Source organism: Methanoplanus sp. FWC-SCC4 (genome assembly GCF_032878975.1).
GTDB lineage: Archaea > Halobacteriota > Methanomicrobia > Methanomicrobiales > Methanomicrobiaceae > Methanochimaera > Methanochimaera problematica.
In genome coordinates this window covers 1,773,325-1,800,184 of record NZ_CP043875.1, presented here as the reverse complement: position 1 = coordinate 1,800,184, position 26,860 = coordinate 1,773,325, and the positions used below count along the sequence as shown (strand labels likewise).

The 26,860-nt window shown below is 43.0% G+C and carries 25 protein-coding genes and 2 tRNA genes; 8 read left to right on the top strand and 19 right to left on the bottom strand.

The window, feature by feature from the left end; translation table 11 throughout:
- Positions 1 to 95: 95 nt before the first annotated feature.
- Positions 96 to 1,520, top strand: a complete 1,425-nt coding sequence (locus F1737_RS09150) for a PEGA domain-containing protein (RefSeq protein ID WP_317136281.1) — start codon at positions 96 to 98, stop codon at positions 1,518 to 1,520.
- 191 nt (positions 1,521 to 1,711) lie between these two features.
- A complete protein-coding gene (locus F1737_RS09145; RefSeq protein WP_317136280.1) occupies positions 1,712 to 4,738 on the top strand; it encodes a hypothetical protein in 3,027 nt (1,008 codons plus the stop codon).
- 29 nt (positions 4,739 to 4,767) lie between these two features.
- Here F1737_RS09145 and F1737_RS09140 read toward each other — a convergent pair.
- From F1737_RS09140 to F1737_RS09125, 4 genes are all read right to left on the bottom strand, one after another.
- A tRNA-Arg gene (locus F1737_RS09140) sits at positions 4,768 to 4,839 on the bottom strand.
- A gap of 65 nt (positions 4,840 to 4,904) precedes the next feature.
- Complete coding sequence (locus tag F1737_RS09135; protein ID WP_317136279.1) at positions 4,905 to 5,339, bottom strand: ACT domain-containing protein; 435 nt, start codon at positions 5,337 to 5,339, stop codon at positions 4,905 to 4,907.
- 1 nt (position 5,340) lies between these two features.
- Entirely contained in the window at positions 5,341 to 6,615 is a 1,275-nt protein-coding gene (locus F1737_RS09130) for a phenylacetate--CoA ligase family protein (RefSeq protein WP_317136278.1), read from the bottom strand.
- Positions 6,616 to 6,641: 26 nt separating this feature from the next.
- Positions 6,642 to 7,934, bottom strand: a complete 1,293-nt coding sequence (locus F1737_RS09125) for a phenylacetate--CoA ligase family protein (RefSeq protein ID WP_317136277.1) — start codon at positions 7,932 to 7,934, stop codon at positions 6,642 to 6,644.
- Positions 7,935 to 8,118: 184 nt separating this feature from the next.
- Here F1737_RS09125 and F1737_RS09120 point away from each other — a divergent pair, with 184 nt between their 5' ends.
- Positions 8,119 to 8,922: an ABC transporter substrate-binding protein gene (locus F1737_RS09120; protein WP_317136276.1), complete on the top strand. Its 804-nt coding sequence runs from the start codon at positions 8,119 to 8,121 to the stop codon at positions 8,920 to 8,922.
- Between the two features lie 221 nt (positions 8,923 to 9,143).
- Positions 9,144 to 10,178: an RCC1 domain-containing protein gene (locus F1737_RS09115; protein WP_317136275.1), complete on the top strand. Its 1,035-nt coding sequence runs from the start codon at positions 9,144 to 9,146 to the stop codon at positions 10,176 to 10,178.
- A 155-nt stretch (positions 10,179 to 10,333) separates the two neighbouring features.
- Here F1737_RS09115 and F1737_RS09110 read toward each other — a convergent pair whose 3' ends face one another.
- The 4 genes from F1737_RS09110 to F1737_RS09095 all read right to left on the bottom strand — a co-directional run bounded on the left by F1737_RS09110 (position 10,334) and on the right by F1737_RS09095 (position 13,476).
- The gene (locus F1737_RS09110; RefSeq protein ID WP_317136274.1) at positions 10,334 to 10,996 is read right to left on the bottom strand and encodes an amino acid ABC transporter permease; all 663 of its coding nucleotides are present in this window, start codon (positions 10,994 to 10,996) and stop codon (positions 10,334 to 10,336) included.
- Positions 10,997 to 11,002: 6 nt separating this feature from the next.
- Positions 11,003 to 11,800, bottom strand: coding sequence for an amino acid ABC transporter ATP-binding protein (locus F1737_RS09105; RefSeq protein WP_317136273.1), 798 nt, complete (start codon positions 11,798 to 11,800; stop codon positions 11,003 to 11,005).
- 4 nt (positions 11,801 to 11,804) lie between these two features.
- Complete coding sequence (locus F1737_RS09100; protein ID WP_317136272.1) at positions 11,805 to 12,485, bottom strand: amino acid ABC transporter permease; 681 nt, start codon at positions 12,483 to 12,485, stop codon at positions 11,805 to 11,807.
- Positions 12,486 to 12,645: 160 nt separating this feature from the next.
- Complete coding sequence (locus tag F1737_RS09095; RefSeq protein WP_317136271.1) at positions 12,646 to 13,476, bottom strand: ABC transporter substrate-binding protein; 831 nt, start codon at positions 13,474 to 13,476, stop codon at positions 12,646 to 12,648.
- A gap of 427 nt (positions 13,477 to 13,903) precedes the next feature.
- On the opposite strand from F1737_RS09095, the gene cas1 reads away from it, so the two are divergent.
- Entirely contained in the window at positions 13,904 to 14,836 is a 933-nt protein-coding gene (gene cas1, locus F1737_RS09090; protein WP_317136270.1) for a CRISPR-associated endonuclease Cas1, read from the top strand.
- 94 nt (positions 14,837 to 14,930) lie between these two features.
- On the opposite strand, the gene F1737_RS09085 is transcribed toward cas1, so the two are convergent.
- Together F1737_RS09085 and F1737_RS09080 are read right to left on the bottom strand one after the other, a co-directional pair.
- Positions 14,931 to 15,284, bottom strand: coding sequence for an acylphosphatase (locus F1737_RS09085; protein WP_317136269.1), 354 nt, complete (start codon positions 15,282 to 15,284; stop codon positions 14,931 to 14,933).
- A gap of 73 nt (positions 15,285 to 15,357) precedes the next feature.
- Positions 15,358 to 15,543, bottom strand: a complete 186-nt coding sequence (locus F1737_RS09080) for a hypothetical protein (protein ID WP_317136268.1) — start codon at positions 15,541 to 15,543, stop codon at positions 15,358 to 15,360.
- A 371-nt stretch (positions 15,544 to 15,914) separates the two neighbouring features.
- Here F1737_RS09080 and F1737_RS09075 point away from each other — a divergent pair, with 371 nt between their 5' ends.
- Positions 15,915 to 16,427 carry a HEAT repeat domain-containing protein gene (locus tag F1737_RS09075; RefSeq protein ID WP_317136267.1) on the top strand — a complete coding sequence of 171 codons (513 nt, stop codon included), beginning with the start codon at positions 15,915 to 15,917 and terminating at the stop codon, positions 16,425 to 16,427.
- Between the two features lie 119 nt (positions 16,428 to 16,546).
- On the opposite strand, the gene F1737_RS09070 is transcribed toward F1737_RS09075, so the two are convergent.
- The gene (locus F1737_RS09070) at positions 16,547 to 17,272 is read right to left on the bottom strand and encodes a thymidylate synthase (protein ID WP_317136266.1); all 726 of its coding nucleotides are present in this window, start codon (positions 17,270 to 17,272) and stop codon (positions 16,547 to 16,549) included.
- A 244-nt stretch (positions 17,273 to 17,516) separates the two neighbouring features.
- Here F1737_RS09070 and F1737_RS09065 point away from each other — a divergent pair, with 244 nt between their 5' ends.
- On the top strand, positions 17,517 to 21,362 hold the full coding sequence (locus tag F1737_RS09065) for a DNA-directed DNA polymerase II large subunit (protein WP_317136265.1): 3,846 nt from the start codon (positions 17,517 to 17,519) through the stop codon (positions 21,360 to 21,362).
- A 21-nt stretch (positions 21,363 to 21,383) separates the two neighbouring features.
- Here the strand turns inward: F1737_RS09065 and F1737_RS09060 are convergent, their stop codons facing one another.
- Both F1737_RS09060 and F1737_RS09055 read right to left on the bottom strand, forming a co-directional pair.
- Positions 21,384 to 22,571: a cation:proton antiporter gene (locus F1737_RS09060; RefSeq protein WP_317136264.1), complete on the bottom strand. Its 1,188-nt coding sequence runs from the start codon at positions 22,569 to 22,571 to the stop codon at positions 21,384 to 21,386.
- A 47-nt stretch (positions 22,572 to 22,618) separates the two neighbouring features.
- The gene (locus F1737_RS09055; protein ID WP_317136263.1) at positions 22,619 to 23,665 is read right to left on the bottom strand and encodes a YbgA family protein; all 1,047 of its coding nucleotides are present in this window, start codon (positions 23,663 to 23,665) and stop codon (positions 22,619 to 22,621) included.
- A gap of 361 nt (positions 23,666 to 24,026) precedes the next feature.
- On the opposite strand from F1737_RS09055, the gene F1737_RS09050 reads away from it, so the two are divergent.
- Positions 24,027 to 24,109 (top strand) — tRNA-Leu (locus tag F1737_RS09050).
- A 112-nt stretch (positions 24,110 to 24,221) separates the two neighbouring features.
- Here the strand turns inward: F1737_RS09050 and F1737_RS09045 are convergent.
- From F1737_RS09045 to F1737_RS09020, 6 genes are read right to left on the bottom strand one after another with little or no spacing between them, the layout of a single operon-like run.
- A complete protein-coding gene (locus tag F1737_RS09045; protein WP_317136262.1) occupies positions 24,222 to 25,223 on the bottom strand; it encodes a hypothetical protein in 1,002 nt (333 codons plus the stop codon).
- Positions 25,198 to 25,395: a hypothetical protein gene (locus F1737_RS09040; protein ID WP_317136261.1), complete on the bottom strand. Its 198-nt coding sequence runs from the start codon at positions 25,393 to 25,395 to the stop codon at positions 25,198 to 25,200. The genes F1737_RS09045 and F1737_RS09040 overlap by 26 nt, the downstream gene beginning before the upstream one ends.
- Positions 25,396 to 25,412: 17 nt before the next feature.
- Positions 25,413 to 25,814: a hypothetical protein gene (locus F1737_RS09035; protein WP_317136260.1), complete on the bottom strand. Its 402-nt coding sequence runs from the start codon at positions 25,812 to 25,814 to the stop codon at positions 25,413 to 25,415.
- Positions 25,811 to 26,197, bottom strand: coding sequence for a hypothetical protein (locus F1737_RS09030; RefSeq protein ID WP_317136259.1), 387 nt, complete (start codon positions 26,195 to 26,197; stop codon positions 25,811 to 25,813). The genes F1737_RS09035 and F1737_RS09030 overlap by 4 nt, the downstream gene beginning before the upstream one ends.
- A 9-nt stretch (positions 26,198 to 26,206) precedes the next feature.
- Positions 26,207 to 26,725, bottom strand: a complete 519-nt coding sequence (locus tag F1737_RS09025) for a hypothetical protein (protein WP_317136258.1) — start codon at positions 26,723 to 26,725, stop codon at positions 26,207 to 26,209.
- On the bottom strand, positions 26,700 to 26,852 hold the full coding sequence (locus F1737_RS09020) for a hypothetical protein (protein ID WP_317136257.1): 153 nt from the start codon (positions 26,850 to 26,852) through the stop codon (positions 26,700 to 26,702). The genes F1737_RS09025 and F1737_RS09020 overlap by 26 nt, the downstream gene beginning before the upstream one ends.
- Positions 26,853 to 26,860 lie beyond the last annotated feature (8 nt).

Genomic DNA, 26,860 nt, shown 5'->3' with positions numbered 1-26,860 from the left:
AAAATAAATTCCTGATGAGAGTATTTTGTATTAATTATTTAGAAATCTCCTGATATCCGCACAATATAAAGCCTATGAAAGCAAAATAACCTTCTATGGATCTTCGTCGCTTTCTTGCACTCTTAATATTACTCGGAGCGATCTGCTGTGTTGTTCAGGCAACCACACTTACCGTAACAGTGCGTGATAATATTGATCAGTCTCCTGTGACCGGTGCATCCGTATATATTGACGGCAATTACATCGGAAGCACAAACTCGCTTGGAAAACTGGTTTACTCACATTCGTTTTCTTCAAACTTCAGACTTGGAGTTGAAAAAAGCGGTTACAAATACTGGAACGATTTAATATCGCCCGGCACAGGCTCTGTAGTTGCTGATGTAATCAGACAGAAAGGAATACTTCAGATAAACGTAATGGACTCTGATACCCTTGAACCGATTGGAAATGCACTTGTAAAGGTGTCCGGAACTGACATAACCGACAGTGAATCAACTGATTCAACGGGAAGTGCCGAGTTTGAAGTTCCCCTTAGTGCGACATACAATGTTGAGGTGCAGATGCCCCGTTATGAAACAATCATCAAGTCGGTTGAAGTGGATACAACCTCCAAAAAGGTGGACTATCTCCTTAAAAGAAACGATCTTGTAATTTTTCAGATAAAAGACGGGGAATCGACAGGTACCACAAAAGCACCCCTCTCAGGTGCGGAGATTTACATTGACGACAAACTTGCAGGAGAGACAGGTTCTGAAGGGAAAGTGACCCTTTACATTGAGCATGAAAGATCGTATGATATAAGGATTGAAAAGTCGCAATACCAGACATTTGAAGAGAATCACTTCTTTGCAAGCGATGACATCATCTATTCGGCAACTCTCTCTAAGAGTCTTTATCCGGTAACTGTTTCAGTTTATAACTCTGAAAAAGTCCCTGTTGAGAATGCAGAGATCTACATCGACGACCAGTTGTTTGGAAGTTCCGATACCTATGGCAGAAGTCCGGTTACCAAACTCTCTTCCGGAATCCATTCATTTGAGGTCAGAAAAACCGGATATGATACCTGGAAGCTGGAGAAGAATATTGACGGTAGCGATGAAAACATCATTGCAACACTGGCATTTTCCACTGCAAAGGCCACAATCATTGTTCAGGACAATGATCAAAAACTCGTTCCTAATGCTGCGGTTTTAGTCAATGGAAAAAATATCGGCGTAACTGATGCACAGGGGAAACTGAAGACAGATCTTATTACAAACTCCCAGTATTCATTTGAAGTTTCGGCAAAAGAATATGAATCGTTTAATGAGATAAGGGATGTACCTCTGGGGAGTCAGGAAATTACTATAAACCTTGTTTTAAAGAAATCGTTTAATGTTCTGTTTGTCGGCGGGGTTATTGCAGCAATCGTTCTCATCGGAGGAGGGGTATATCTTGCGATGAATTACACAAGGGGGAATAAAAGAGGCGGAAAGAAAGGTAAAAGACCGCCGATAAGATATAACAATGACGGGCTTTGAATATCTGTCCGGAAAAGATAGGGATTCATTATAATTCCTGATAAAAATATTATTTCATAAAAACCACATTTTTTGAATATTTTATCAAACAAAATTCTGATTCTGAATATATATATAGTCTGATTTTCAAACACTGGACTTTAGGATAGGATTTTTCGAATTATGCTTTTTAATTTCAGGTGATTCCGGCGATGAAACCAGTTATATTACGGATGCTAATTGCATTATTGATCGTTCCGGCAATTCTCGCCGGACATGCATATGCCCTCGAAGACAGTGAGGTAAATCTTGAAACCGGCAGTGAATGGATTACTGCAGGAGGAAGCCCTGCAACAATTACGGCAGTTGTTTCAAATGCATCTGTTACTGTTTCAGGCGTTGATTTCAGTTGTACAGAGCCTCTTGTCTATGGAGATACAGGGACTGCCACTGATTCATCTGTGCCTTATACGACCACATTTGCATCAACAAAAAGCGGTACTGCAACAATAGAAGCAACTGTGCGATACAATGAGGACGGTGTTGATAAAACACTGACTAAAACCGTAACGCAGAAGATAGACCATGCAGCACCTGATATACTCAAATCAGTCAGTTACAAGTATGAAGTCACCATAGATCAGGTAACTCCTGTAATTATAAGACTCGAAGACAGATACGGAAACCTGATCGACAGCAAAAAAGAGGACGCTCTGGGCGGAATCCCTGAGTCTGTTTATCTGTACAGCAGTCCGGAAGATTCCGGATTCTGGGACGGTACCGGATATAACCTAAACGATGTCCAGGTCTTTGTAAACAATGACGGAGATGCGGAATTAAACTTCAAGGTGTCGGCAACGGCGGGAAACAACGTACTGACAATTGTTCCCCCAAATGATATTGAAATAGAATACAGAACAGTCATAGGCCTTGCAAATGCTGTTCCGGAAAGGATAGTTGTCGGAGTCAATCCCCATGCCGGTGATCCGCCTTTTATACCTGCAGACGGAGAGACAAAATTTTACATAACCTATATTCTGGAGGATACATATGGAAATCCGGCAGGAAACAGGACTATTCACATAAGTTCATCAGATCCGACTGATCTTCCGTTTGAAAGAACCTCAAACTCAGCAGGGCAGGTAATGATCACCTATGGTCCGCGTTCCCAGAAAGGGCTTGTTACACTTACCGCCTATTCTGTTGACACACCTTCTTTGACAGTATCAACAGACCTTGTATTTGACAGCACAGAACCTGTTGATATGCTTTTGACTGCCAATCCCGAGATGATGCCGGCAAGTGATGTTGCACCTCTATTCAAATCAAAAATCCGTGCCAAAGTTATTGATGAGAAAGGAAACCCTGTAAAGAATGAGATGGTGAATTTTTCAATAATTCACGGGACATATCCGGCATCACAGGTGATCCCTCCCTCACTTGAAACAGACTTTGCAGTAACAGATGAAGACGGACAGGCGATTGTAAACTTCATTCCGGGTGCGTTCATAACAGACTGGAATGATCCAAATTATGAAAAACTCGCATCAGCATCATGCAGTGTTCGGGCTGAATGGAGTACGAGCACAAGAACAATTGAGCTTGGCTGGAAAAACTATCCTTACATCACAGTTGAGACATCGGTCAGTCCTGAAACAGTAGAACTCGGTGGCGATGTTGATGTCACAGTCCGGTTAATCGGTGACGGATGGGCTCTTCAACCCGATCCTATTGATGTGATTTTGTCTGCGGACCGTTCAGGAAGTATGTTAAAAGACAACCCTGACAGGATGGTTTCACTCATTGATGCTCTGAAGATTTTCAACTCAGAGATGGCAGAAGGCCGTGATCAGGTGGGGATTACATCATTTGGGGTTAGGGGTGTTGCGGATATCTATGCATACGGATACAAATACTGGTCAGGATATGATTCAACATCCTGGGATGATTCCTCATATATCAGCAGTCATTATATTGGAAACGGCAAGTGGTATGCCAATTATGCAACACTCGATCTTCCCCTGACAACTGATCATTCAATGGTTGAAAATGAAGTAGACAGGATTGTTCCAATGAGCGGAACACCTATGAGGGGCGGACTTTATCTTTCAATAAAAGAGATAGCGGAGAATGCACGTTCTGATGCCGTACGTGCAGTAGTCCTGCTTTCAGATGGTGACTATAACTGGTACGGAGACCCGCTTGCAAGGGGAAGCGGATACACATGGTATCATCCTGACGATTATTCCACTCTTACGAAGGCATACTATAAGTTTACTGATTTGCCTTATGATCAGCAGGATATGAGCGAGTATGCAAATTCAAATAATGTTAAGATATACTCGATCGCCTTTGGAGACAGTATTTCATCAGGCGGCAGATACGTTCTGGAACAGCTTGCAGAGAGAACCGGGGGAACCTATTATTACGCTCCGACAGGAGACGATCTTGCCGGTATTTACAGTGATATTGCAGGCGACCTGAAGACAGAGGCCGGTGTTGACACAATAATGGATCTTCAGTTTGACAATGTTGAGCTCAACAATGTTTCAATCCCAAACAATCCTCTTGATCCGGTTTTGGAATATGTCTATCTTGACAATGTTTCGACAACAATCGAGAGCTGGGACAAAACAGGCATTGTGATTCCGAGAAATACTGTTGATGACACCAGCGACTGGACTGATGATCTCTCACTTAACTTTGATGTGGGAACGATAAAGCTCAATCAGGTGTGGGAGACAAATTTCAGGTTGAAAGCGCTTAAACCCGGAAACATAAACATATTCGGGCCCGGTTCCACAATCTCGTTTAACAACGGAACAGATGTACTGACCCTGCCAAAAACATATGTCACAGCCGTTCCCGATCTGAACATGACAGGAATCGAATTCACAGGCCTTGAGGTGTCCGGTCTTCATGCAACAAACACCGGAGAGATTGTGGATACCCTGAATCTTGAATGGTCTCTCAAATATTCGGGTGAATATCCGGTTACTCAGAACCTGTATTACATGAAGATCGGTGACAACGTATGGATACCTTTCAAGTCAATGCCCTCTCTTACAGGCCCTCTGGACAAAACAGAGACGGCAGGACTCAGTATATCAGGTCTTCCCCCGGGAAGCTATTATATCAGGGTACATGCAAGTGCCCCGGATACACCTGATTCAATAGTCGAAACAGAAGAGCAGCTGCTTATCGGAGAGCACTCGGCATCTTACATAAAGATAGAATGAAGATAAAAACAAAAAAATCTTTTTTTTAGCGGACCCAGCGGGAATTGAACCCGCGTCTTTGGGTTCGAAGCCCAAAAGGATATCCTCTACCCTATGGGTCCGGTCATTATTATTTGACCTGCAATGGTAAAATAAGTTGGTATTTAAAAGACAGCAGAGATTTGGTTTATTTAAACATCTCTGCTTTCAGTAGTTCTCCGCCGTTTTCCCTGATGCCTTTTATGGCCTCTTTTACCTGATCAACACGGAGAATCAGGACGGCGGCATCTTTTCCTGAATATGCGTAGGCATACTCGATGTTTATGCCTGCCCCGCCTAAGATCCTTGCGGTCTCGTAAAGGCCGCCCGGCTCGTCTTTCATGTTGACTGCGATAACGTCTGTGAAAGAAACCATAAAGCCGATATCGGCGAGTTTTTTCAGTGCCGGTTCAGGTCTGTCGACAAGAACCCTCACAACGCCAAAGCCCTTTGCTTCGGCAATGGAGAATGCAAAGATGTTGATCTTCTCTTCTTCAAGTGCCTTTGCAATCGAGGCAAGGCGTCCGGGTTTGTTCTCTGAAAAAACCGAAATCTGTTTTATTATGTAATCTTCAGTGTCCATTTTATACATTCCTCCTGTCAATTACTCTTTTAGCCTTTCCCTCAAACCTTGGGAGTGAGTTCGGGGCAGCTATCTCAACTGCCACACTGACATTCAGTGAATTTTTGAGGGTATGTGATACTTTCCTGTTTATGTTCATTAAGTCATTGATCTTGTCCGAGAAGGATTCTGGTTTCATCTCGACCTGAACTGTCATGTTGTCAAGAGTTCCTTTCCTGTCAACAATGATCATGAAGTTGTGGCCGGATACTTCCGGAATGCTCATCAGGGCATGCTCGACCTGTGAGGGGAATACATTGATTCCGCGTATGATAAGCATGTCATCGACACGTCCGCTAATCCTTTCGATTCTCGGGTGTGTTCTGCCGCACGGACAAACCGAGTCATCCATTGAGGTTATATCACCAATGCGGTAGCGTATCATCGGGAATGCCTCTTTTTGAAGAATTGTCATTACAAGTTCCCCTTTTTCGCCGGCAGGCAGCTGTTCTCCGGTCTCTGGATCAATGACCTCTGTGTAGGCAATGTCTCCCCATACGTGTATTCCGTTCTGTTCGGAACATTCGGTAAACATCGGGCCAGACAATTCAGATGTTCCGTAGATGTTGTAGGCTTTGATACCTGTCTCTTTCTGGATGTATTCCCTCATCTGTTCAGACCAGGGTTCGGCACCAAGGACTGCTGTTTTGAGCAGAGTGTCGTTTTTGACTGAAATACCCATCTTTTCTGCGACTTCTATTATATGGTTGAGGTATGACGGCGTGCAGGCGATTGCAGTTACCTTTAGATCCTGCATCAGCTCAATCTGACGCTCTGTGTTTCCGACACTTGTCGGGACAACTGTTGCGCCTGTTTTTTCAGCACCGTAATGAAGTCCGAGACCGCCTGTGAAAAGACCATATCCGTAGGAAACCTGCATCACATCCCCCCTTCCTATACCGCAGGCGGTAAGTGAGCGGGCAAGTGACTGTGTCCAGAGATCAAGATCTTTTTGTGTGTATCCGACAACGGTTGGTTTACCGGTGGTGCCTGATGACACATGATATCTGACAAGCTCCTCTGTTGATGCGGTGAATATTTTGTTAGGGTAATTGTCGCGAAGATCCCTTTTGTACATAAACGGGAGCTTTGTGATGTCTTCGAGTGAATTTATGTCATCGGGGTGGACATTCTGCTCTTTCATCCTGTTGTGGTAGAATTCGGAAAAACTGTAAAGCCTGTATACAAGTGTTTTCAGATTCTTGTACTGGATCTTTTTTATTTCTTCTACCGGCATCTCCTCAGTTCTGGGGTCCCACGATCTCAAAAGTCATCTCCTCTTCTGTCAATTACTCTTTTTGCCTTTCCTTCAAATCTTGGAAGTGATTCAGGTTCGACAGGTATTACTTTTGTCCTGAGGTTGAGTATCTCTTTTAGGGAGTGAATAATTTTTTTCTGGATTTTTTCAAGGTCTGAAATTTCTCCCCTGAAGAACTCGTTTTTGACTTCAACCTCGATTGTCATCTCGTCAAGGTAGTTTACCCTGTCAACATATACCATGAACTGTTCTCCCACTTCGGGGATAGAATGGAGGACATGCTCTATCTGTGAAGGGAATACGTTTATTCCGCGTATGACAAGCATATCGTCGCTTCTGCCGGTTAGCCTTGCAATACGTGGGCCTCTTCCGCACGGGCAATCGTCTTCAAGTATCATTGTAATGTCGCCGGTGCGGTATCTTAAAAGCGGTATTGCCTCTTTTACAAGCGGAGTTACGACAAGCTCACCCTTTTCTCCGGGTGCGAGCTGTTCTCCTGTTTCAGGGTCGATAATTTCAATAAGATAGGAGTCATGCCAGAAGTGTAGTCCGTCTCTTTCCTGGCATTCAAAAGCAGCGCCGGGGCCGTACATCTCGCTCATGCCGTATGAGTCATAGGCTTTTACTCCCAGCTTGTTTTCAAGTGAGTGTCTCATATTTTCAGACCAGGGTTCTGCTCCGAAAATACCTGTTTTGAGTGTGTCAAGAGTTGTTCCCATGCTCTCTGCAACTTCTGCAAGGTGCATTGCGTAGCTCGGGGTGCAGTGCATTGCGGTAACGCCGAAATCGTCTATCATTTCGATCTGGCGTTTTGTGTTGCCTGTTCCGCTTGGTATGACCGTCATCCCTATTTTTTCCGCGCCGTAATGGAATCCGAGTCCGCCTGTGAAAAGACCGTAGTTGACAGCGTTCTGGAAGGTGTCATTCTCGTCAAGTCCTATCATCGTCATATTTCGGGCGATTAATTCCGACCAGTTTTCAAGGTCGTTTCTCGTATATCCGACTACTGTTGGTTTACCGGTTGTTCCGGATGTTGTGTGTATTCTTACTATTTCTTTTTTCGGGACTGCAAAAAACCCGAAGGGATAACCTGCCTGAAGATCTGTTTTTTTTGTGAATGGTATTTTGGTTATATCTTCCCTTGTTTTGATATCGTCTGCATAAACACCTGCTTCTTTTAGCGCTTTCTTAAAAAAAGGTACATTTTCCGCCTGTTTTACTGTCCAGCGGAGACGTTTTCCCTGAAGCTCGTCAAGTGATTTTCCCTTTAGTGTTTCTATCTCTTTGTTCCAGAACATGTGCTCTTACTATGTTATGCTATAGCATATCATGAATATTTTGATTGATCTTATGCGGCGTAAATTAAAGCCGTGATTTTTTAAATTTTCAGGATTGTGACAGATATCCCTGTATTTTTAAAAAAATATGATTGCGGTTTATTTTCAGAAGTTCTATATATTAACTAAACACAAAATTCTCAATATGGACAGTAAAATTCTGGCTGCAGTTCTTTTGGTTATGGCTGTAATGGCAGTCGCTTTTGCAGGCTGTACAGGTACTGATCAGCCTGCTGTAAAAGACAACGGCACTGATGTGAAGGAAGAAAAAGTCACATACATTGTTGGTATTGACGGGGAATATCCGCCTTATTCATTTATTGACAAGGACGGAAATGCACAGGGCTTTGATGTTGAGTCAGTGAAGTGGATCGCAAACGAGATGGGATTCAATGTTAAAATCCAGCCGATGGCATGGGACGGTATTATCCCTGCACTTGAGGCAGGAAAGATTGACATGGTTTACTCCGGAATGACAATCACACCCGAGCGCCTTGACAAAGTCAACTTCTCAAAGCCTTACTGGGTTGTAAACCAGGCAGTAGCTGTTAAGAATGGCTCCTCAGTCACAATGGACGATGTAACTGAAGGAAAGGTTGTATTCGGTGTACAGAGAGGATGTACTGCACACGACTGGATCTCAAGAAACCTTGTTGAGACAGGCAAACTTCCCGAGGACAATTTAAAACTCTACGAGAACTTCCCGCTTGCAGTAACTGAACTTGAGAACGGCCGTGTAGATGCTGTAATGTATGACACACCTGTCCTTATTGATTCTATCAAAGGCAAAGACGTAGTCAAGCTCGGCACTATCGACACCGATGAGGAATACGGTATTGCAATCCGCAAGACTGACACTGAGCTCTTAAACACAATGAACGAAGGTCTTGACAAATTAATGGCTGACCCGTACTGGAATGAGCTTATTGCAGAATACAAACTTGAGTAAGGTATTCTGAAAATAATTATTTACCCTTTTTTTGATTTTTGTTATTTTCTCTTAAATTCTCTATATTTATGAGATTCGGGATTATTCCGGTTTTATTACATTTCAGATTTTTATTTTACGATTGCTTTAAAATCGGGTTTTTAAAATTTTGCCATGCAAACTCTTACTATTATGCAGGATATCTGGAAGTCAAAACTGTGATTATTTCAGGGGGGTATTTTATGAGAAAATCAACAGATTTCAGTAAAACTGCAATCAGGATAGTGTTATCTTTAGTCCTGTTCTTTATTTTTCTGATAATACCGGTATCGGCAGAATCAGGAGAGATTGTGGTCTTTGGAGATGATGGCAGGGACCAGTGCAGTGATGCCCCTGTTGGTATCGGATTTACGGATATTTCTGCAGGAGTTTTTCACAGCCTTGCGCTAAATTCTGATGGTTCTGTTTTTGCGTGGGGAGATGATGACTGGAAACAGTGCAGTGATACCCCTGTTGGTATCGGCTTTACGGATGTTTCTGCAGGATTTTTTCACAGCCTTGCGTTAAGTTCCAATGGTTCTGTTTTTGCGTGGGGGGATGATGGCAACGGTCAGTGCAGTGATGCCCCTGTTGGTATCGGCTTTAGGGATGTTTCTGCAGGAGGTTTTCACAGCCTTGCTTTAAGTTCTGATGGTTCTGTTTTTGCGTGGGGGGATGATGGCAACGGTCAGTGCAGTGATGCTCCTGTTGGTATCGGATTTACGAATGTCTCTGCAGGATATTATCACAGCCTTGCGTTAAGTTCTGATGGTTCTGTTTTTGCGTGGGGAGATGACAGTTGGGGTCAGTGCAGTGACGCTCCTGTGGGTAATGGATTTACGGCCGTTTCCGCAGGTTCAGGTCACAGTCTTGCTTTAAGTTCTGATGGCTCTGTTTTTGCGTGGGGGGATGATGGCAACGGTCAGTGCAGTGATGCCCCTGTTGGTATCGGCTTTAGGGATATTTCTGCAGGGGGTTTTCACAGCCTTGCGTTAAGTTCTGATGGTTCTGTTTTTGCGTGGGGAGATGATGGCAACGGTCAGTGCAGTGGTGTCCCCGATGGAACAGATTTTGTCAGGGTTTCCGCAGGAGAAGCTCTCAGTCTTGTGATAAGAGAAATTGAAGCAACACCTAAGCCGATGCCCGAACCGGTTCCTGAGTTTCCAAAGATTGCTGTGCCTCTCATGGTGATTGCCGGCATCTTTGGAGTTTCTCTGATTGCCCGGCAGAAAGAGTAATCAAAAATATAATTTTTTAAATTTCTCCAAAAGTCCGGAAATTGGTTGAACACCACTCCGGTAAAAAAATGAAAGGATAACAAAATAAAATCAGAAATGTCTCAGAATATTTATGTAAATTTTTTTGAAAAAATATTTTTTTTAAATTTATGTTTTCAGCGCTGGGCAGTTCCGGGCACTGCATATTTTTTCTCAAGCATGCTGGCACAAAATGTTGTGATTGTGACAAGTGCCAGATATATTACACCAATCATCAGAAATACGTCAGGCTCAAAGTATTTTGAGAATACAAGTTTCCCTGCACCTGTAAGCTCTATTAATGTGATCATGTATGCAAGTGACGAATACTTGATTAGATATATGAACTCGTTTGAAAGACCCGGTATTGCACGTCTTAGTGCCTGGGGAAGAACAATATGAATTATTGCCTGCCTTTTTGTCATGCCAAGAGCGCTTGCGGCAACAAGCTGACCTTCCTTTACAGAGAGTATCGCTCCTCTTATGTATTCTGAGTTGTATGCACTGTTACAGCAGATGAAACCTATTATGGAAGCCATAAACGCTGAGAGATATATCCCAACTGACGGCAGGCCGAAGTACAGAATGAACAAGAGAAGAATCAGGGGACATCCCTTTACAAAACCGACAAAAAGCCTGCAAAGAAGGTTTATGCTCTTCCCGCCGTACACTCTTCCAACTGCTATCAGTATCCCGAAAGTCAGTCCGAAAGGTGCTGCAAGCAGTATCAGCTGCAGGGTTATTATCAGACCGTTTAGTAATGCGGGGAGCAGTATATTGAAGAGGAAATCAGAGTCCATTTGTCTTTAGTCTCCTGTAAGTCCACCAAACTGCCCGATGAAACTTCTTGTCCTTTCATATGTCGGGTTATTGAGTATTTCATCAGGTGTTCCTGTTTCAAGAATTTTTCCGCCTTCCATGAAAATTATCTCGTTTGCAACCGATTTTGCAAATCCCATTTCATGTGTTACGACAAGCATTGTCATCCCTTCCTGTGCAAGCTTCTTCATGACCTCAAGAACTTCTCTTGTAAGTTCGGGGTCAAGTGCTGATGTTGGTTCGTCAAAGAGAATAACATCAGGCTCCATTGCAAGTGCACGGGCGATTGAAACACGCTGGGCCTGTCCTCCTGAAAGTTCAGCCGGATAGTGATCCGCCCACTCCTCCATTCCTACCTGGCGGAGTTCGTAAAGTGCTTTTTCCCTTGCTGCTTTTGGGTCCATTCCCTTTACTTTTATGAGCGCTATCTCAACATTTCTGACAGCCGTCAGGTGATCAAACAGATAGAAATTCTGAAAGACCATTCCGATTTTCTGTCTGAAATAATTTATTCTGCTGCCTGAGTTGGTGACTTCCTCATCCCTGAGCCATACTCTGCCTTTCTCCGGCAGTGTAAGCTGGTTGATGCATCTTAAAAGTGTACTCTTACCGGTTCCCGAAGGACCTATGAAAACTATCGTGTCACCCTTTTTGACGTTAAAGGAGACGCCTTTTAAGACTTCCGAGTCGTTATAGGTTTTATGAATATCTTCAACTCTTAATATGTATTCGCTGTTTGTTTTCTGAAGATCTTCAGGTTTTAATGTATAATCGTCATCTGCCATTTTTTTACACCATTCCACTGTTTCCGCTAAAGCCCGGTATTGCAACTCTCTCTTCAAGTTTTCTTATTACAATCATTCCGGCATAGTTGAGAAGAATGAAAATTCCTGCACATGCAAGGTAGATTGGCATTGTAATATAGGTCTGAGCAACAATCTGGGATGTTCTTGTTAGAAGTTCGGCAACTCCTATTGCATAACACACTGCGGAATCGGTGAGTATGTTGGGATACTCGTTGGACCAGCCCGGCAGTGCAACGCGTGTTGCCTGTGGAATTATAATCGTTTTAATTGCTGTCATCCTGCTCATTCCAAGAGAACGTGCAGCAGTCATCTGCCCTTCGCTGATGGACTGTATTGCTCCTCTGAATATCTGTGACTGATACGCCGCGCCACGAAGGCCCAGTACGGTTGCGCCGACAAAAAACTCAGGGACATCCAGATTCAAAAGCGGGAATACGGTAAAATAGAACATGAAAAGAAGCAGAAGAACGGGCAGTCCCCTGAAAAACCATACATATATGCCTATTGCTGCTTTAAGTGGTCTGCTGCCGTAAACCTGCCCGATTGCCATTGGAAGGCCGAGGAGGATTCCGATTATAAGCGCAGCTGCAACAAGACCAAGCGTAACCATGATTCCTGAGAGCAGATATGGAAACCAGTCTATAAGTATTAAAAATACGTCCATATTTATTCCCTGACAGGCTTAAAGCCTGTAAATTTATTCAGTACCGGTAATGAAGTTCATCTGACCGGAATGCACTTTTTTGATAAAGTCTGCATTTTAAAATTAGTGTTGAAGGGTTTTGATATTTGCCCTTCAGGATTGTAACTTAGAATCAGTATAATCAGCGTGGAGATGCTCCGACAAGGCTGTACTTCTCAAGAAGAACCTGCCATGCGGGGTCGTCCATTAAGTTGTTTATACCGTCATTCATCTTTTCAAGAAGCTCTGTGTCATCCTTTCTGATAGCAACACCGTAGACTTCTCCTGTGTCAATCTGACCGCGGATTTCGATTGGTTTCTCTTCGATTGCCGCAGCAAGTGAAGGAACATCGTAAATTGCAGCATCAATTCTCTTGTTCTGAAGATCTGTAATTACGCTTGGGAAGTTGTCGTAGTATTTTAACTGGTCTTCTGTGATGAGTTCTGTCTCAATAAGGTTTTTCTCAACCCAGATTGAACCTGTTGTTCCCCTCTGTGCACCTACAACTGCCTTTCCTGCCTTGAAATCATCAAGTGTGAGGTCAGAGTCGTTGTGGAATGCCACACCCTGGTCAACCTTCAGGTAAGGGGTTGTGAAGTTAACTTTTTCGAGGCGATCCGGAGTGATTGTCATACCGGAGTAGACCATGTCGATCTTTCCTGCAAGAAGTGCAGGTATGATTCCGTCCCATGCAAGAGGCTGGAACTCAACTTCAAATCCCTGATTTTCTGCAACCCATTTTGCGGATTCAACATCAAATCCTGTTACTTTTCCTTCTTTGTCAATGGAAGCGTATGGTGGGTATTCCCCGTCAATTCCAATAATATATGTTGTTTTTTCAACTGCTCCCTGTTCGCTGCCGGCTGTCTCTCCGGCGGTGTTGTCAACCGGCTGGCTGCCGGTACATCCGGCAAAGGCGACTGCCATTACAGCCAGTAAAATAATAAGAACACCAGAAAACTTATTGTTCATCAGAAAGTTATTAGGAAAGGTTTTGATTTAGCTTTTATGACTTGAATTTGTAAAGATGCGGTGGATATTTACGCCAAAATATATCTTTTTTCTTTGTTAAATGGGTAAATTTAATCCCGTTGCCCTGGCTGGATAAAATGTGCCATCATTTTGATTCTTTTGTTAATATACACAGTTGCAAAGAGCCGGCCGGCTGAAATATTATGGTTTTTTGGATTATCCCGGGGTTTTATTTAAATCAAACCTGATATTTTGTGTAATTTATATGCGTGTATATAAAAAAAGTCCTGCGCTTTTCTTTTCTGGAAATTAATTGATTTATATCTTTGTTCCGAGTGGTTTACCGGCACTTCAAAACGATTGCTTAATGTATTGATTAATGAAATAAAATAGATTAATTAGATTTCACTTTTAAGGGTTTGTCAAAATGAAAGAATCAGTGCCCTGGCATATAATCGCCGGTTTTGGAGGTCATATAAAAGCAACTTCCACTACTCTTGTAATTCGTAAGAAGGGTGTGGAAGAAGAACTGCCTTTATCATCAGTGAATCATCTGCTTGTGGTTGGAGGTCACAATCTTCACACATCAGCAGTTACACACCTTTTAAGGAACGGTTCTTCAATATCATTTTTTGATCCAGACGGCACCCCGCTTTCAATAATGCGTCCTTACGGGAGTTATCCGGATGAGGAACTAAGAAGCAGGCAGATGAAGAGTCCCGGATATAAAAGTGCCTGCGAGATAGTGAAATCTTCAATTATGTCACGTATACTGATGATTGAAGAGGCATCCGCCGAGATGGGACGTTCCATATACTATCAGGGCGAGGACGAACTGCTTAGCAAAATGCTTGAGGATATAGAATATCTGATAAAAATGGATGAGTTAAGGCGCATTCACAGGCTGTCTTCAGACATGTATTATGAGATAATTTCCCGCAGTATAAACCCTGCCCATGGTTTTCGGCGGAGAACAGAGAGGCCTCACAATGATCCTGTAAATTCGATGCTTTCACTCGGCTATGCCATGCTGTTTGGAAACTGCTCTGTTTCTGTTGTGGGCGCCCATCTTGATACTGATATCGGGATACTCTCAACCGGAAAGAGATCTCTTGTCCAGGATTTAATCGATCCACTGAAGGCAAGAATGGTGGATTCGGTTGTCTTTTCCGTTGCAAGAGAATATCTGACATCAGATCATTATGAATCCGGTACAAAGCGCTGCCACCTTGACGATGATATAATAAAAGTCCTGACGAACGGTATCAGGAATTCGATTGATCAGAATATCATTGAAAAGAATGTTTCTTTCTACTATGATTCGATAGTTTCAGGCAGCTCTCTTAATATAAGTTACTAAAAAATTTATCTCTTAATTAAAAATTTCCCGGTTATATCGAAGCGGATTAAAAATCGTTTTTATCTTATCAGCCGGAAATTTCAGTTATCTCATCTCAGATATTTCTAAGGATTGTAAAATCACTGAATTCTTTTTTTGTAATTTCATTGCAGGAGATTTCCCGTAAATATGCTCTCGGGCATTCATACAGGGAGGAGATGAATTTTTCAAGAATGACATTCTCACCTGTTGCAACAAGGTAAACCCTTCCGTCATCAAGGTTCATCACTTCACCGGTAAGAGAAAGGCCAAGTGCGATCTTCCTTGCGCATGCACGAAAACCGACCCCCTGAACCTGGCCGGATACGTACGCTTCAATTGTTTTTATTTCGCCTTTTTCCTGGATTTCCTGAATGTTGTTATCATTCGCAGCATCAGAGAACATAACCTTAAGGAAATATATCAGCATTAATTATTAATTCTCTGATGTTGTGCCGGGCTGTTAATTAAAAAATAAAAAAGAATTAATAATATTTTTTGGCTTATTCGTATGCAACAAGCTTTAAGCCTGTTTCAGCTTCAATGGATTTTATCTTTTCAATCTGTGATTCCGTAAGCTTTGCAACAGGAGATGTCTTTTCGTATGCAACCATTATAACTCCCATTTCATCTTCACATTCCTTTATTCCCTTAATCTCTTTTTCATTCAGTTTTGCGTATCCTGTCATTTTAATCACCTGACGTTGTTTGAAATATGCATATTACTGTGTTTATAATATATATCTATTTGGCACTATATTTGCAAAAATCGTTTCAATTTGTAAAAAAGCGGGATAATACAATTATTTTTGTATTGTGTCAATTTTAATTTTGTATGTAGCCCTAAGATAATGTCAGTCTATGAAAATCACGTTGTGATTTTAATCACACTTTCACTGGATTTTCATTCTAAAGTGACAAAAAATACATTTTATTCAAATTTTAAGAGATGGCGGGGAGGATAATACCAAATGTCTCTTAGTACCATCCCGGTGCATGATGTCAAAGTGAAGATAAATTATATGCGTAAGGTCAAAATAGAAATCAGGAATTGAATAGCATGACATCAAAAGAAGATATTACAAAAAATATTGAGCTCATAAAAAGCGGGGAACTTGAAGAGAAAAGAGCGGCGGTGACATTTCTCTCTGATGCAGGGGAAGATGCCGTGGATGCGTTATGTGAACTTCTAAGTTCAGAAACCGATAATGACTCACGCTGGTATGCGGCATCGGCACTTGCAAGGATTGGTGAACCTGCACTTGACAGCCTCATGCTTCTTTTAAAGACATACCCTGATGATAATGTAAAGAGGTATGCGGCAGCAGCGGTTGCAGGGATAGGAAAGCCTGCTGTAAAACCTCTTATTGAGGTATTTTTAGAAGATGACGGGCCTACACGCGGATTGGCATCCAGGGCTCTTGTCAGAATAGGAGAGGATTCTGTTGAAGAGCTCAACCGGTTTATCAGCGAAACAGAACCAAAGGATACAGCACACAGATGTGCGGTTATAACACTTGAAAAACTCTGTTCAAATGCGCCTGATGCTGTGGAAGAAGTGCTTGAGAAGTAATATTTGCAAACTAAATTTTTATTTTTTATTTTCCTGAAAATGATGCTGTCATTTTCATAAAACGGGTGCCTGAAAAATAATTTCCAATGAACGTCTTAAAAAAAAGAGATTTCGAAGGTTTATTTTGAAATCAGTTCGCCCGAATCAAAGTGTCTCAGGGAATCCATAAGTCCGAGCCCTTTAACGTATTTCATCAGCTCTTCATGATCCCTTTCATAGTACATGTGTGCCGAGACTGAGGTGTGGGAATACCAGCCCATTTCTGCACTGAGTTCATCTGCAATCATTTTCTGCAGATGAACAAGTGCGTACATGTTTGCGCCAAGAGCAGAGAGCATGTCGTTTGAGCGGAATTCAACATGCATGTTAAGTTTGTTGTCCCTGACAAAGCACTGGATTCTCTGAAGGCAGGGAGGGTTGTTGGAATTTGTGTCTTTTGGGGGGAACCATGTAATTCCCTCCGCCCTTCTTGAATTTGGTTCTGTTTTTAGTTTTTCAATGATGTAGGCGATTTGATCAATGCCTTTTCCGTCACCGTCTCCGACAAATCCATCCCCTTTTGAGAGCGGATAGTCAAAAAGGCGGTCATGATAGGTATATACAAACTCGCTGTCGGTTCCGTTTAACAGATCATGGACATACTGTTTCATTGCTCCTTCACCGAACATGTTGTAAGGGCTTATCATATAGTCGGCGAAGGGATTGTTCACATGGATATTGAGCGGTTCCGGGAGTTCAAGTGTCTTTTCCCCGTCTTCTGTCAGGATATACACTCCGTGCTTTAATATTGATTTTATAACCTCTTCGTGTGCTTTTCCAATTGAAAAGGCGCGAATATTGAACATGTTACTTAAAAATCCCCTTTTTGTTTGATATTAATTCTTATAATTCTGATATATTACAATTCTTTGTAAATTTTTGTCTGCCCCGTTTTATTAAAAATATTCCCTGATTTGTGGTTATTTTTAGCAAAAGCCTGTTTACGTAAAAATCGCATGGTTTTGATTTATATTGGTCTGCTCTATCAAATGCCTATATCTTTGATGCAGAACATAATAATCAACCATGGATATTCAGGCCTCACCGGAGATGGAAAAATATTTCAAATCAATAGAGGACGGCCTTAATGAAGCAATAGGGATTGCAAAGGGGGCGCGTTCTAAGGGGTATGATCCGCGTACTGATGTTGAGGTTCCAATAGCAAGTGATCTCGCCGACAGGGTGGAGGCGCTTTTGGGCTACAAAGGGGTTGCAGTCCGTCTGCGTGAGCTTGGCGAGCAGATGTCCCGTGAGGAAGTGTCGCTTAAAATCGGAGACGACTTCATTGCAAAAAGATTTGGTGAGGATACAAAGGAAGAGATTCTTGATCATGCAATCCGTGCGTCAATGGCGCTTTTAACCGAAGGTGTGGTAGCGGCGCCTACCGAAGGAATAGGAAAAATCGGCATCGGCAAAAACGACGACGGAACGGAATACCTGAAGATCTATTATGCAGGGCCTATCAGAAGTGCCGGAGGAACGGCCCAGGCACTCTCGGTTCTTGTCGGGGATTATGTCAGGAAGGGTCTTGGAATGAACCGCTACATACCCCGTGAGGAAGAGGTCGAGAGGTATGTTGAGGAGATAAAAAAATACAACTCTATCCTTAGTCTTCAGTATCTCCCTTCCGATGATGATCTAAGGCATATTATCAGAAACTGCCCTGTATGTGTGGAAGGTGAGCCGACAGAGAGGGTTGAGGTATCAGGTTACAGGAATCTTGAGAGGGTTGAGACAAACACCGTAAGGGGTGGTATGGCGCTTGTCGTTGCCGAGGGTATGGGTCTTAAAGCTCCGAAAATTCAGAAGATTGTCAGAAAAGTCAGGATGGAGGGCTGGGAATGGCTTGATGTGCTTGTTTCCGGAGCGGCTTCCAAGAGCAGCGATGATGATGAGGAGAAAAAAGACGGCCCGAAGATCAAGCCAAAAGACAAGTATATCCGTGATTTAATCGGTGGAAGGCCGGTTTTTTCTTATCCTATGAGACAGGGGGGTTTCAGGCTTCGTTACGGAAGATCAAGGAACACCGGTTTTGCAGCCGCCGGTTTTAACCCTGCAACCCTCCACCTTCTTGGTGATTTCCTTGCCGTAGGGACTCAGATGAAGGTTGAGAGGCCGGGAAAAGCTGCAGGTGTTGTTCCTGTGGATACAATAGAAGGGCCCACACTAAAACTCCTGAACGGTGATGTTGTCAGGATTGATTCGGCAAAAGAGGCTCTCCCTTTGATGAACAGCATCGCGGAAATCATTGATGTCGGTGAGATGCTTGTTAGTTTCGGGGAATTTCTTGAGAACAACCATCCTCTTGCCCCCGGAGTCTACTGTCATGAGTGGTGGATTCTTGAGGGTGGCAAAAGCAGGCCCCTGAATGAATCAGAAGCAATTGAAATGGCACGGAAAGGGATCTTTCTCCACCCCGACTACATGTTCCTCTGGGATGATCTTGAGTGCAGTGAGATAAAAGAGCTCTCTGATTTTGTCATGGATCACGGGGAGTTTAGAGATGGAATTCTGACTCTCCCTGCTGATGGTGCAGGGAAACCTATTTTGGAAGAGATTCTGGTTCTTCACAAAGTAAGGGACGGGAAAGTTGTAATTGAAAACCCGCTTGTTCTCCTGGAATGCCTGGGACTTACCACATCGCTTGAAAAAAAGCCGGAATGGGACTCCCTAAAAGCAGACGATCCGATGGATATGGTTATGCATCTCTCCGGCTTTAAGATGCGTTCAAAGGCAGGAACCAGAATCGGCGGAAGGATGGGGCGTCCGGGGAAATCAAAGGCAAGGAAGATGAGCCCCCCGCCGCACGGAATATTCCCTGTCGGAGATGAGGGCGGTTCACGAAGGTCATTTCAGGAGGCCTCAAAGAGTAAGGAAAACCGTCAGGGCGGTATTGTAAAGGCACAGATCGGTCTTAGGAGATGTGAGGTCTGCGGCAAGGAAACCTTCCGTAACAGATGCGAGTGCGGAGGGCACACAAAAGCCGTATTCCTGTGCCCGAGATGCGGACGTGCAACTGAAAACGGTGTCTGCCCTGCCTGCAACACAGACGGTGTCTGTATGCAGGAGCTTAAAATTGACGTAAAAGACGAGTACCAAAAGGCCCTTGAACATCTCGGCCTGAGGGATTCGGGTATTCAGCTCTGCAAGGGTGTAAAGGGTCTGATGTCAAAGGAGAGGTGTGTCGAGCCTCTTGAAAAAGCTGTATTAAGGGCTTCAAAGGACCTTTACGTGTTCAAGGACGGAACGGTCAGGTATGATATGATCGATCTTCCGCTCACACATTTCAGACCGAGGGAGATCGGTGTTTCGTGGGAGAGACTGGTTGAGCTTGGCTATCCAGTGGATGTATACGGAAATCCTCTTGAAAGTAATGATCAGATCCTTGAGCTCAAATGTCAGGATATTCTGGTCTCCTATGACTGCGGGGAATGGCTCGTCAGTGTGGCCGGTTTTATCGACGAGATGCTTGTAAAGCTCTACGGGATGGAGCCTTTTTACAAAGCCCAGAAGAAAGAGGATCTTGTCGGCCAGCTTTTAATGGGACTTGCCCCGCATACGAGTGCAGGTGTTCTGGTAAGGCTTCTCGGGTTTTCAAAAGCCCATGTCGGTTATGGCCATCCCTATTTCCATGCCGCTAAGAGGAGGAACTGCTTTGAGGGATCTACTCTTCTGACTGTGTTTGACGGTGAGAAGTGGGAGGAGCTGCCGATATCAAGGTTTGTTCTTGAGAATTTTGATGTGGGAAGAACAGAGATTGACAGAGTCGGGACTTACTATTCTGATCCCAAAAAGACTTACTGGGTTCAGTCAATTGACGTTAACGGTGCACTGAGGCTTCGCAGAGTCACTTCCGTTTCAGTTCACAAATCCCCTGCCACTCTTATCAGGTTTGAGACTTACAGGGGCAAATCTGTCACAGTCACACCGGAGCATGCCATGCTTGTCTGTGATCTCTCATATCAGAGAAAGGTGAAGGCCCTTGAGTTAAAAGAGGGCGACTTCGTTCCCTGTTCCGAAGGCGGTGCGATGATTACGGACAGGATAGTAAGTCGTGAGATTCTTGAGTCTGCCGAGGATTATGTCTACTGCCTCACTGTTGATACTGATCACAATCTCTCTGCAAACGGCATATTTACCGGCCAGTGTGATGGTGATGAGGATTGTGTAATGCTTCTTTTAGACGGTCTGATCAATTTTTCAAAGGCATTTCTGCCTGAGACAAGGGGAGGATCGATGGATGCACCGCTTGTTCTGACAAGGAAGATTGATCCTGCCGAGGTTGACGGTGAGTGTCATAATGTCGATGCATGCCCTGCCTATCCTTTGAAGATGTATCTTGCAGCGCTTGAATATACACATCCAAAGGATATTGAAAAGGAGATCGATCATGTCGATCTCCGGCTTGGGACACCGGGACAGTATGAGGGAATCATGTTTACGCATGACACCTCCGATATCTCCGCAGGGCCGCTTATCTCGTCTTACAATACCCTTACAAGCATGATTGACAAGCTTGAGGCCGAACTTGAGCTTGGAAGGAAAATAAGGGCGGTGGATGAGAGCGATGTAGCTGAAAGGGTTTTAAAAACGCATTTTCTCCGTGATATAATGGGCAATCTAAATTCCTTTTCAAAACAGACTCTCCGGTGCACAAAGTGCAATTCAAAGTACAGAAGGATGCCTCTTGCGGGGAAATGCAAATGTGGAAACAAGGTTATTCAGACAGTCCACGAGGGTTCTGTCAAGAAGTATCTTGATATGTCAATCAGGATGTGTGAGGATTACGATGTATCCGAGTACACAAAACAGAGGGTTGAGGTTTTGAGCATGTCGGTTTTGTCGACATTCGGTGAGCCTCCTGAAAAACAGCTCGGTCTTGCGGACTTTATGTAAATATTTTTACTTTTTTTAATTTTATTTCGGATACTCGTGTTTTTCACGGAAAAGCCAGTCTTTTAAAAGAAGAGGCGTCATTATTGTGCAGATAAGGCTTGCCATTATAATTGATATGAATGCATCCTGGCCCATTATGCCCATTGAAAGTCCGATAAGGGCGATTATCATTGCCATTTCTCCTCTTGGAATCATCCCCGCACCTACTACAAGAGAGTCATGTCTGTCCATTCCAAGCAGTTTTGCAGGGATGCTGCATCCGATGAATTTTGAGAGTGCCGCTATTATTGTCAGCACTATTATGAAGGGAACTATTGCCTTTGTAACTTCATGCAGGTCTACAAGGACTCCGAGTGAGATGAAGAATATCGATGCGAAGGGTATGTAGAGGTATTCTGAGCCTTTTTTTATGCTGAGACTGTTTCTTAGCGATACCTTGTTGATTGATACGCCGGCTATGAATGCTCCTATCATCGGTGATATTCCAAAAAAGTCAGCTGCAAGGGCATAGATAAAAGCGATGCAGAGCCCGAAGAGGAATACAAATTCGGGGAATTTAAATGCTATTTCCGAGCTGTCAAGTTTAACTATGATTTTGTCGACGACATAAAGACCTGTCAGGGCTGCAATGACTATGAAGAAAACGGGTCTGATTATGGACAATATTATATCAAATGTTTCAGCCGAACCGGATACGATGTCGATTGTCACTGAAAGGACAACCAGGGCGAGTATGTCGTCTATCACCGCAGTTCCTATTATTGCGTTTGCGATGTTTGTGTGGAGTTTCCCCATCTCTTTTAAGGCGTTGGCCGTTATTGCGATGCTTGTTGCCGTAAGTGCCGCACCGATGAAAAACGACCCTTCTACGGGGTATCCGAAAAGTTCGGCTGCAAGGAATCCCAGAATCCACGGGAGTATAACCCCGCATGCTCCGATGATAAAATACGGGAATCTAAGCAGGTCTTTGAAATGAAAGTCAAATCCTATCACAAACAGCATGATGATTGCACCCATGTGTGCAAGTGCACTGACAAAGTCGGTGTAGGTTATTAGTCCAAGGAAACTCGGGCCGACTATTAGTCCAAGTATGATCTCCCCGACGACTGCCGACTGGTGGATATATGCTGCGACAAGATATCCTCCGACAGCGATTAAAAGCATGAGAGCGAGCTGAAATTCTATACTCTCTAAAGGAACGGGTGTCATGCGGATATTCTTTTAAAGGCGGTGGTTTTATAAAAACACTGGCAGTGTCATCTGATTACTGCATATTCTTTTCCCCTTTCCATCTCTTCTGCCATGTAGAATGTGATCTCTTTTGGGTAAGGCTCAAAAAATGTCTGCCCGGTTAGACTGTTGTTATCGTCTCTCACAATCCATGTCTTCAGGATGTTTTTTAATGCTATTGCCGGGAGGAGATTGTCTTTGTATGCCCTGATATTTTCAAGGAAGAATTCTTTCTCCTCTTTATTTAGTATTCCTGAGATCTGTCCGAATGCATGCATCATTGCATTAATGTTTGATTTGTATGATACGGGGTCGTTTGTTGCAGTAAGAAGATTTTTGCGGTAATTTTTAACTGATTCACTGAATGTGAGTTCTTCTTTGTTTGCCGCTATGTTTCCGAGAATTTTCAGGTAATTCTGGTCGTATGCCTGAATAAGTGTCTTGTTTTTGTGATGGAAGGCGGAAAGCCGGCTGTATTTTCCGGATTTTTCAACGTCCCTTAGTTCTGAGAGCATGAATATCCGTGTCAGGAAGTTTTCACGTATTCTGTGGTTTTTGATTCTTCCTTCGTCTTCAACGGGGTAATTTTTGAATTTTGAAAGAACAGCACCGCCAAAGAATCCGGCTCTTTTGTCTATTGAGTTTGCCTTGTCCGGTCCGGGGTAGACATATGCATTTGCCATCCCTGATGTCGGGGATTTGTTTTTTAGTATGAATCCGTCAACGGAGGTGAGTGAAGAGAGGAAGTTTTCAGAGAATCTGTTAATTTCGACTGTTAAATCCCTTCCTGTCGCCGGCTGTATCAGGCGGTCGTTTTTATTTATTCTGACTATTCTGACCGGTTCTCTCGGGACACCGAGACCGATTTCAATCTCCGGGCAGACGGGGATGAATTCGACAAACTTTTTGAGGACTTCAACCTCTGCGCTTTTTACCATGCTGCCGTTGTATCTGACGGGATCGTGTTCGATGCAGCGGCTTATGACAATTTTCGGGATTTTGAATTTTGGATATTTTGTGATTTTGTTTTCATTATATTTTTTAGAATAACTCTCCGAATTAATTTCTCCCATAATTTTTCAGCTGATGCTGTTCCCCCCTTATTTTTTAATTCTTCTTTTAATTATTTCAAAGTCAGTTCCGTTTTTAGTTAATTTTAATTAATGATTCCCGGATTTTTGAAATGTCAGCAATTTTTGGATTTTGTTGAAATTTCAATATCTGTCTAATGGCAATATGAGAATATATATTCTGCCGGAAATGTTTTTTATGCAGCGGGTTTTTTGATTTCAAAAGTTACCTTTTAAATTCATGAAAGTGTAATAGAGTAGTGCAATTTTAAAAAAATGTTTGCGAGGGTAGCCAAGTGGTCAACGGCGGTGGACTCAAGATCCTGCCTATAAAATGGTGAATAAACCTTTGCAAAAAAAGAGGGCGAGCGTTTCCGAGTGGCCAAAGGAGCCGGACTCAAGATCCGATCTTGTAGAAGTTCGCAGGTTCAAATCCTGCCGCTCGCATTTCATTTTTTCGGAGAAAGACAGCCTTTGCAGGGATGGTCAAGCATCCCTGCTTCAGGCAGAAGCTTATTTTCGTTACAGTTTGTAACTTATTTTTTAAGAACTCTTTAGCTCAGGCATAATTCTCACCCTGTATGATGAATTCAATTTCCTGACTTTCTTTTCTTTTTCCGGATTTTTTCTTAAACTTGACTGTCTTTTCTTCGCTCTCTTCTTCCTCTGTTTCTGTTGTCTCTGGTTTTTCTTTTTTGATTTTCAGAATCCCTTTGTAATATACATAGCCGAGTTCTTCCCCATCTCCGTAAAAGGGCATGGCTATTCTATCATCTCCAAAATCTCGGGAAGGAAGACCTATGAAAGCTTTATTTGTTGGTATCTGTGCCCATAGCTCATTAAAGCGGGCAAGTTTCCCTTCCATGAATATAGATCCCCTTCTGATGAAATACCAGGGGAATGAGTCCCGGGCGGCAGGGTTGATGACCTTCAGACTTTGTGTTGCAGCCACAAACCGAACCTTAAGGGATCTCATCGTATAAAGGGAGGATACAACATCCATTCCGGCGAGGTAATGGTCATAACTTTGTGCTATGTGCTTAGCGGGAGCGATAAACTGAAATTCATCAATGAAGATATCAAGCGGTGTAGGCAGATGGTAGTCATAAGCCATGTTGATTAGTTCACGAAAGATTTTTGAAACCACTTTGGCATTGACTGAATGGTCACGAACGAACCTGTAAAATGATATGACGTTAATCCGGTCGGGGTCGAGATGATGCCAGACATCTGCATAACTTGTGATATAGGTTTTTTTGATATCAATGTCTGCACCTTCGGCAGGTTTCACTATGATGTCGCACCCTTCCGGAATTAGCAAGTTAAGAGGACGGAATTTTGACAGGAGAAGCATTTCAGAAGTTTTCCCTGTGTCAACCCATACCAGGCATGATTTTGGAGACCATTTAACCAGGCCGTCTAAGAGATAGACTAGTCCCTGAGTTTTTCCGGTTCCTGTCGTGCCTATTTCTAATCCGTGCTGCCCGGGGCGTTTCCAGAACTGATTTACAAGTATTCCTATTGTGGAACTCTTCTTATTCCGGTTTGCCGTAGTCGACATCTCGCATACTCCCTATTAAATATCCGGATATCAGGCAGATTAAGCCGATAATGAGAATCATTAATCCAAGGTCGCCGTATGTTGTTACTAAGACGTTTGGATCTGTCAGGTCGATTATCTGGTCTGCATGATTAGATAAGAGGTCTGCCTGTGCAACCTGTGAGTAATTCATTTGTAATATTTCCGATTCTAAACCGGTAAAGTCCATGATTTAGCCTCCACTTCTCCGTAAGTCTTTTCATTTATCAGGCTGTATTCCTCAATGTAGAAATACAAGTCTTCCAGAATGTCATAAATCCTGATTTCAAATTCTGCTCTTTGCTGTTCGTTGTATGCTGCATAGATATAGCTGAGTTCATAAGAGGTCGAATACTCTTTTCTGAGGGTTTCTATTCTTTTGCTAAGTTCATCGAGATTATTTTTGAGTATTTGCTCTTTTTTCATATCTTCTCTGAGAACTGCACGAATGAGTTTCAGATTAACAGATAGCATGTTTACTTTGCTGTGAATCGGTGAATCCGAGTATTTAATCATTAGAAGGTTTACGAATGCAAGGAGATACGAGAGAGTAATTTGTTTTGTTGATTTCATTTTTTGCCTCCAAATAATCTATCTAAGAGCGATTTTTTTGTGATGTCGTCTTCTTTTTCTTTTTCCGGGAATAACTGATAACTTGGTGCTGATTTGAGCATTCCGGCAATTTCCATCCGACCTAAACGGTCAACACTGGGAGAGAGATGTTTATAACCTTCAAGGAATGTGATTATAATATCGATACCGTCTTCTACTCCTCCCTGAATCAAATGCTGATGAAATGCTTTGTAAAGCTCGATTGTCTTTATCTGCTCCTGTGATAGATGTGCCAGGGGTTCGTAGTCTGTTCCTTCACCGAGCATCAGATCCATTTTCTGGAACCTAAGAATTTCAGGCGGGAGTAAAGGCTGTGTGGGTTGATTTGGTGTATTTGGATACATTTTATCCCCCTAAAACATCAGGCCGATTACTCCGCCTATGATGATTCCTACCAGCAACATGATCATTTTTTCACGGCCGGAGAGAGGGGCTGAGAATTGATCTCTGAGCAGTTCGGATTTTATCGCTCTTCCTACGAGTGAGGCATTTGTTTTTATTTTAATAACGGATTCTGCTCTTTCGAATACTGTTGTCCACCCTGCAAAGGATTTACCGTTTATTGTAATGTCAATTGGATTTTCAGGGGTAGATTCAAACTTTAATCTCTGAGTTTTTCCGGTTTCTTCTTTTTCCAGATAAACGGTTACTCCTGCGTTTCTGTCTATTAGATATACTGGTATGCCACCACCTTTTTTCTTGAAGCTTAGAAGCGGTTTTGTTACGACCGCATAAGCTTCCTGAAGGAAATCATCATTGAGAATATCTCCGACATGCTGCATGACTCCGTCCCGGCGGATTGATCGTCCTCCGTTTTCAATTATCATGCATTCGACATTTTCCCCTTTACTGAGTTTTGTTCTGATTGACATTTATTCCGCCTCCGTATTTTTCGTTGAATCTGTTTTCGAACTTTTCTTTGCAGATTTCTATCTGCTCGGCTTTTGCGGTTAAGACCGGCTTTCCTCTTTCTCTGATAAGAATTTCAAAACGTGACATGTTCAATA

Coding starts and splice junctions, on each gene's coding strand:
- F1737_RS09150 (WP_317136281.1), top strand. CDS start 96: ATGGATCTTCGTCGCTTTCTTGCACTCTTAATATTACTCGGAGCGATC.
- F1737_RS09145 (WP_317136280.1), top strand. CDS start 1,712: ATGAAACCAGTTATATTACGGATGCTAATTGCATTATTGATCGTTCCG.
- F1737_RS09135 (WP_317136279.1), bottom strand. CDS start 5,339: ATGGACACTGAAGATTACATAATAAAACAGATTTCGGTTTTTTCAGAG.
- F1737_RS09130 (WP_317136278.1), bottom strand. CDS start 6,615: ATGCCGGTAGAAGAAATAAAAAAGATCCAGTACAAGAATCTGAAAACA.
- F1737_RS09125 (WP_317136277.1), bottom strand. CDS start 7,934: ATGTTCTGGAACAAAGAGATAGAAACACTAAAGGGAAAATCACTTGAC.
- F1737_RS09120 (WP_317136276.1), top strand. CDS start 8,119: ATGGACAGTAAAATTCTGGCTGCAGTTCTTTTGGTTATGGCTGTAATG.
- F1737_RS09115 (WP_317136275.1), top strand. CDS start 9,144: ATGAGAAAATCAACAGATTTCAGTAAAACTGCAATCAGGATAGTGTTA.
- F1737_RS09110 (WP_317136274.1), bottom strand. CDS start 10,996: ATGGACTCTGATTTCCTCTTCAATATACTGCTCCCCGCATTACTAAAC.
- F1737_RS09105 (WP_317136273.1), bottom strand. CDS start 11,800: ATGGCAGATGACGATTATACATTAAAACCTGAAGATCTTCAGAAAACA.
- F1737_RS09100 (WP_317136272.1), bottom strand. CDS start 12,485: ATGGACGTATTTTTAATACTTATAGACTGGTTTCCATATCTGCTCTCA.
- F1737_RS09095 (WP_317136271.1), bottom strand. CDS start 13,476: ATGAACAATAAGTTTTCTGGTGTTCTTATTATTTTACTGGCTGTAATG.
- cas1 (WP_317136270.1), top strand. CDS start 13,904: ATGAAAGAATCAGTGCCCTGGCATATAATCGCCGGTTTTGGAGGTCAT.
- F1737_RS09085 (WP_317136269.1), bottom strand. CDS start 15,284: ATGCTGATATATTTCCTTAAGGTTATGTTCTCTGATGCTGCGAATGAT.
- F1737_RS09080 (WP_317136268.1), bottom strand. CDS start 15,543: ATGACAGGATACGCAAAACTGAATGAAAAAGAGATTAAGGGAATAAAG.
- F1737_RS09075 (WP_317136267.1), top strand. CDS start 15,915: ATGACATCAAAAGAAGATATTACAAAAAATATTGAGCTCATAAAAAGC.
- F1737_RS09070 (WP_317136266.1), bottom strand. CDS start 17,272: ATGTTCAATATTCGCGCCTTTTCAATTGGAAAAGCACACGAAGAGGTT.
- F1737_RS09065 (WP_317136265.1), top strand. CDS start 17,517: ATGGAAAAATATTTCAAATCAATAGAGGACGGCCTTAATGAAGCAATA.
- F1737_RS09060 (WP_317136264.1), bottom strand. CDS start 22,571: ATGACACCCGTTCCTTTAGAGAGTATAGAATTTCAGCTCGCTCTCATG.
- F1737_RS09055 (WP_317136263.1), bottom strand. CDS start 23,665: ATGGGAGAAATTAATTCGGAGAGTTATTCTAAAAAATATAATGAAAAC.
- F1737_RS09045 (WP_317136262.1), bottom strand. CDS start 25,223: ATGTCGACTACGGCAAACCGGAATAAGAAGAGTTCCACAATAGGAATA.
- F1737_RS09040 (WP_317136261.1), bottom strand. CDS start 25,395: ATGAATTACTCACAGGTTGCACAGGCAGACCTCTTATCTAATCATGCA.
- F1737_RS09035 (WP_317136260.1), bottom strand. CDS start 25,814: ATGAAATCAACAAAACAAATTACTCTCTCGTATCTCCTTGCATTCGTA.
- F1737_RS09030 (WP_317136259.1), bottom strand. CDS start 26,197: ATGTATCCAAATACACCAAATCAACCCACACAGCCTTTACTCCCGCCT.
- F1737_RS09025 (WP_317136258.1), bottom strand. CDS start 26,725: ATGTCAATCAGAACAAAACTCAGTAAAGGGGAAAATGTCGAATGCATG.
- F1737_RS09020 (WP_317136257.1), bottom strand. CDS start 26,852: ATGTCACGTTTTGAAATTCTTATCAGAGAAAGAGGAAAGCCGGTCTTA.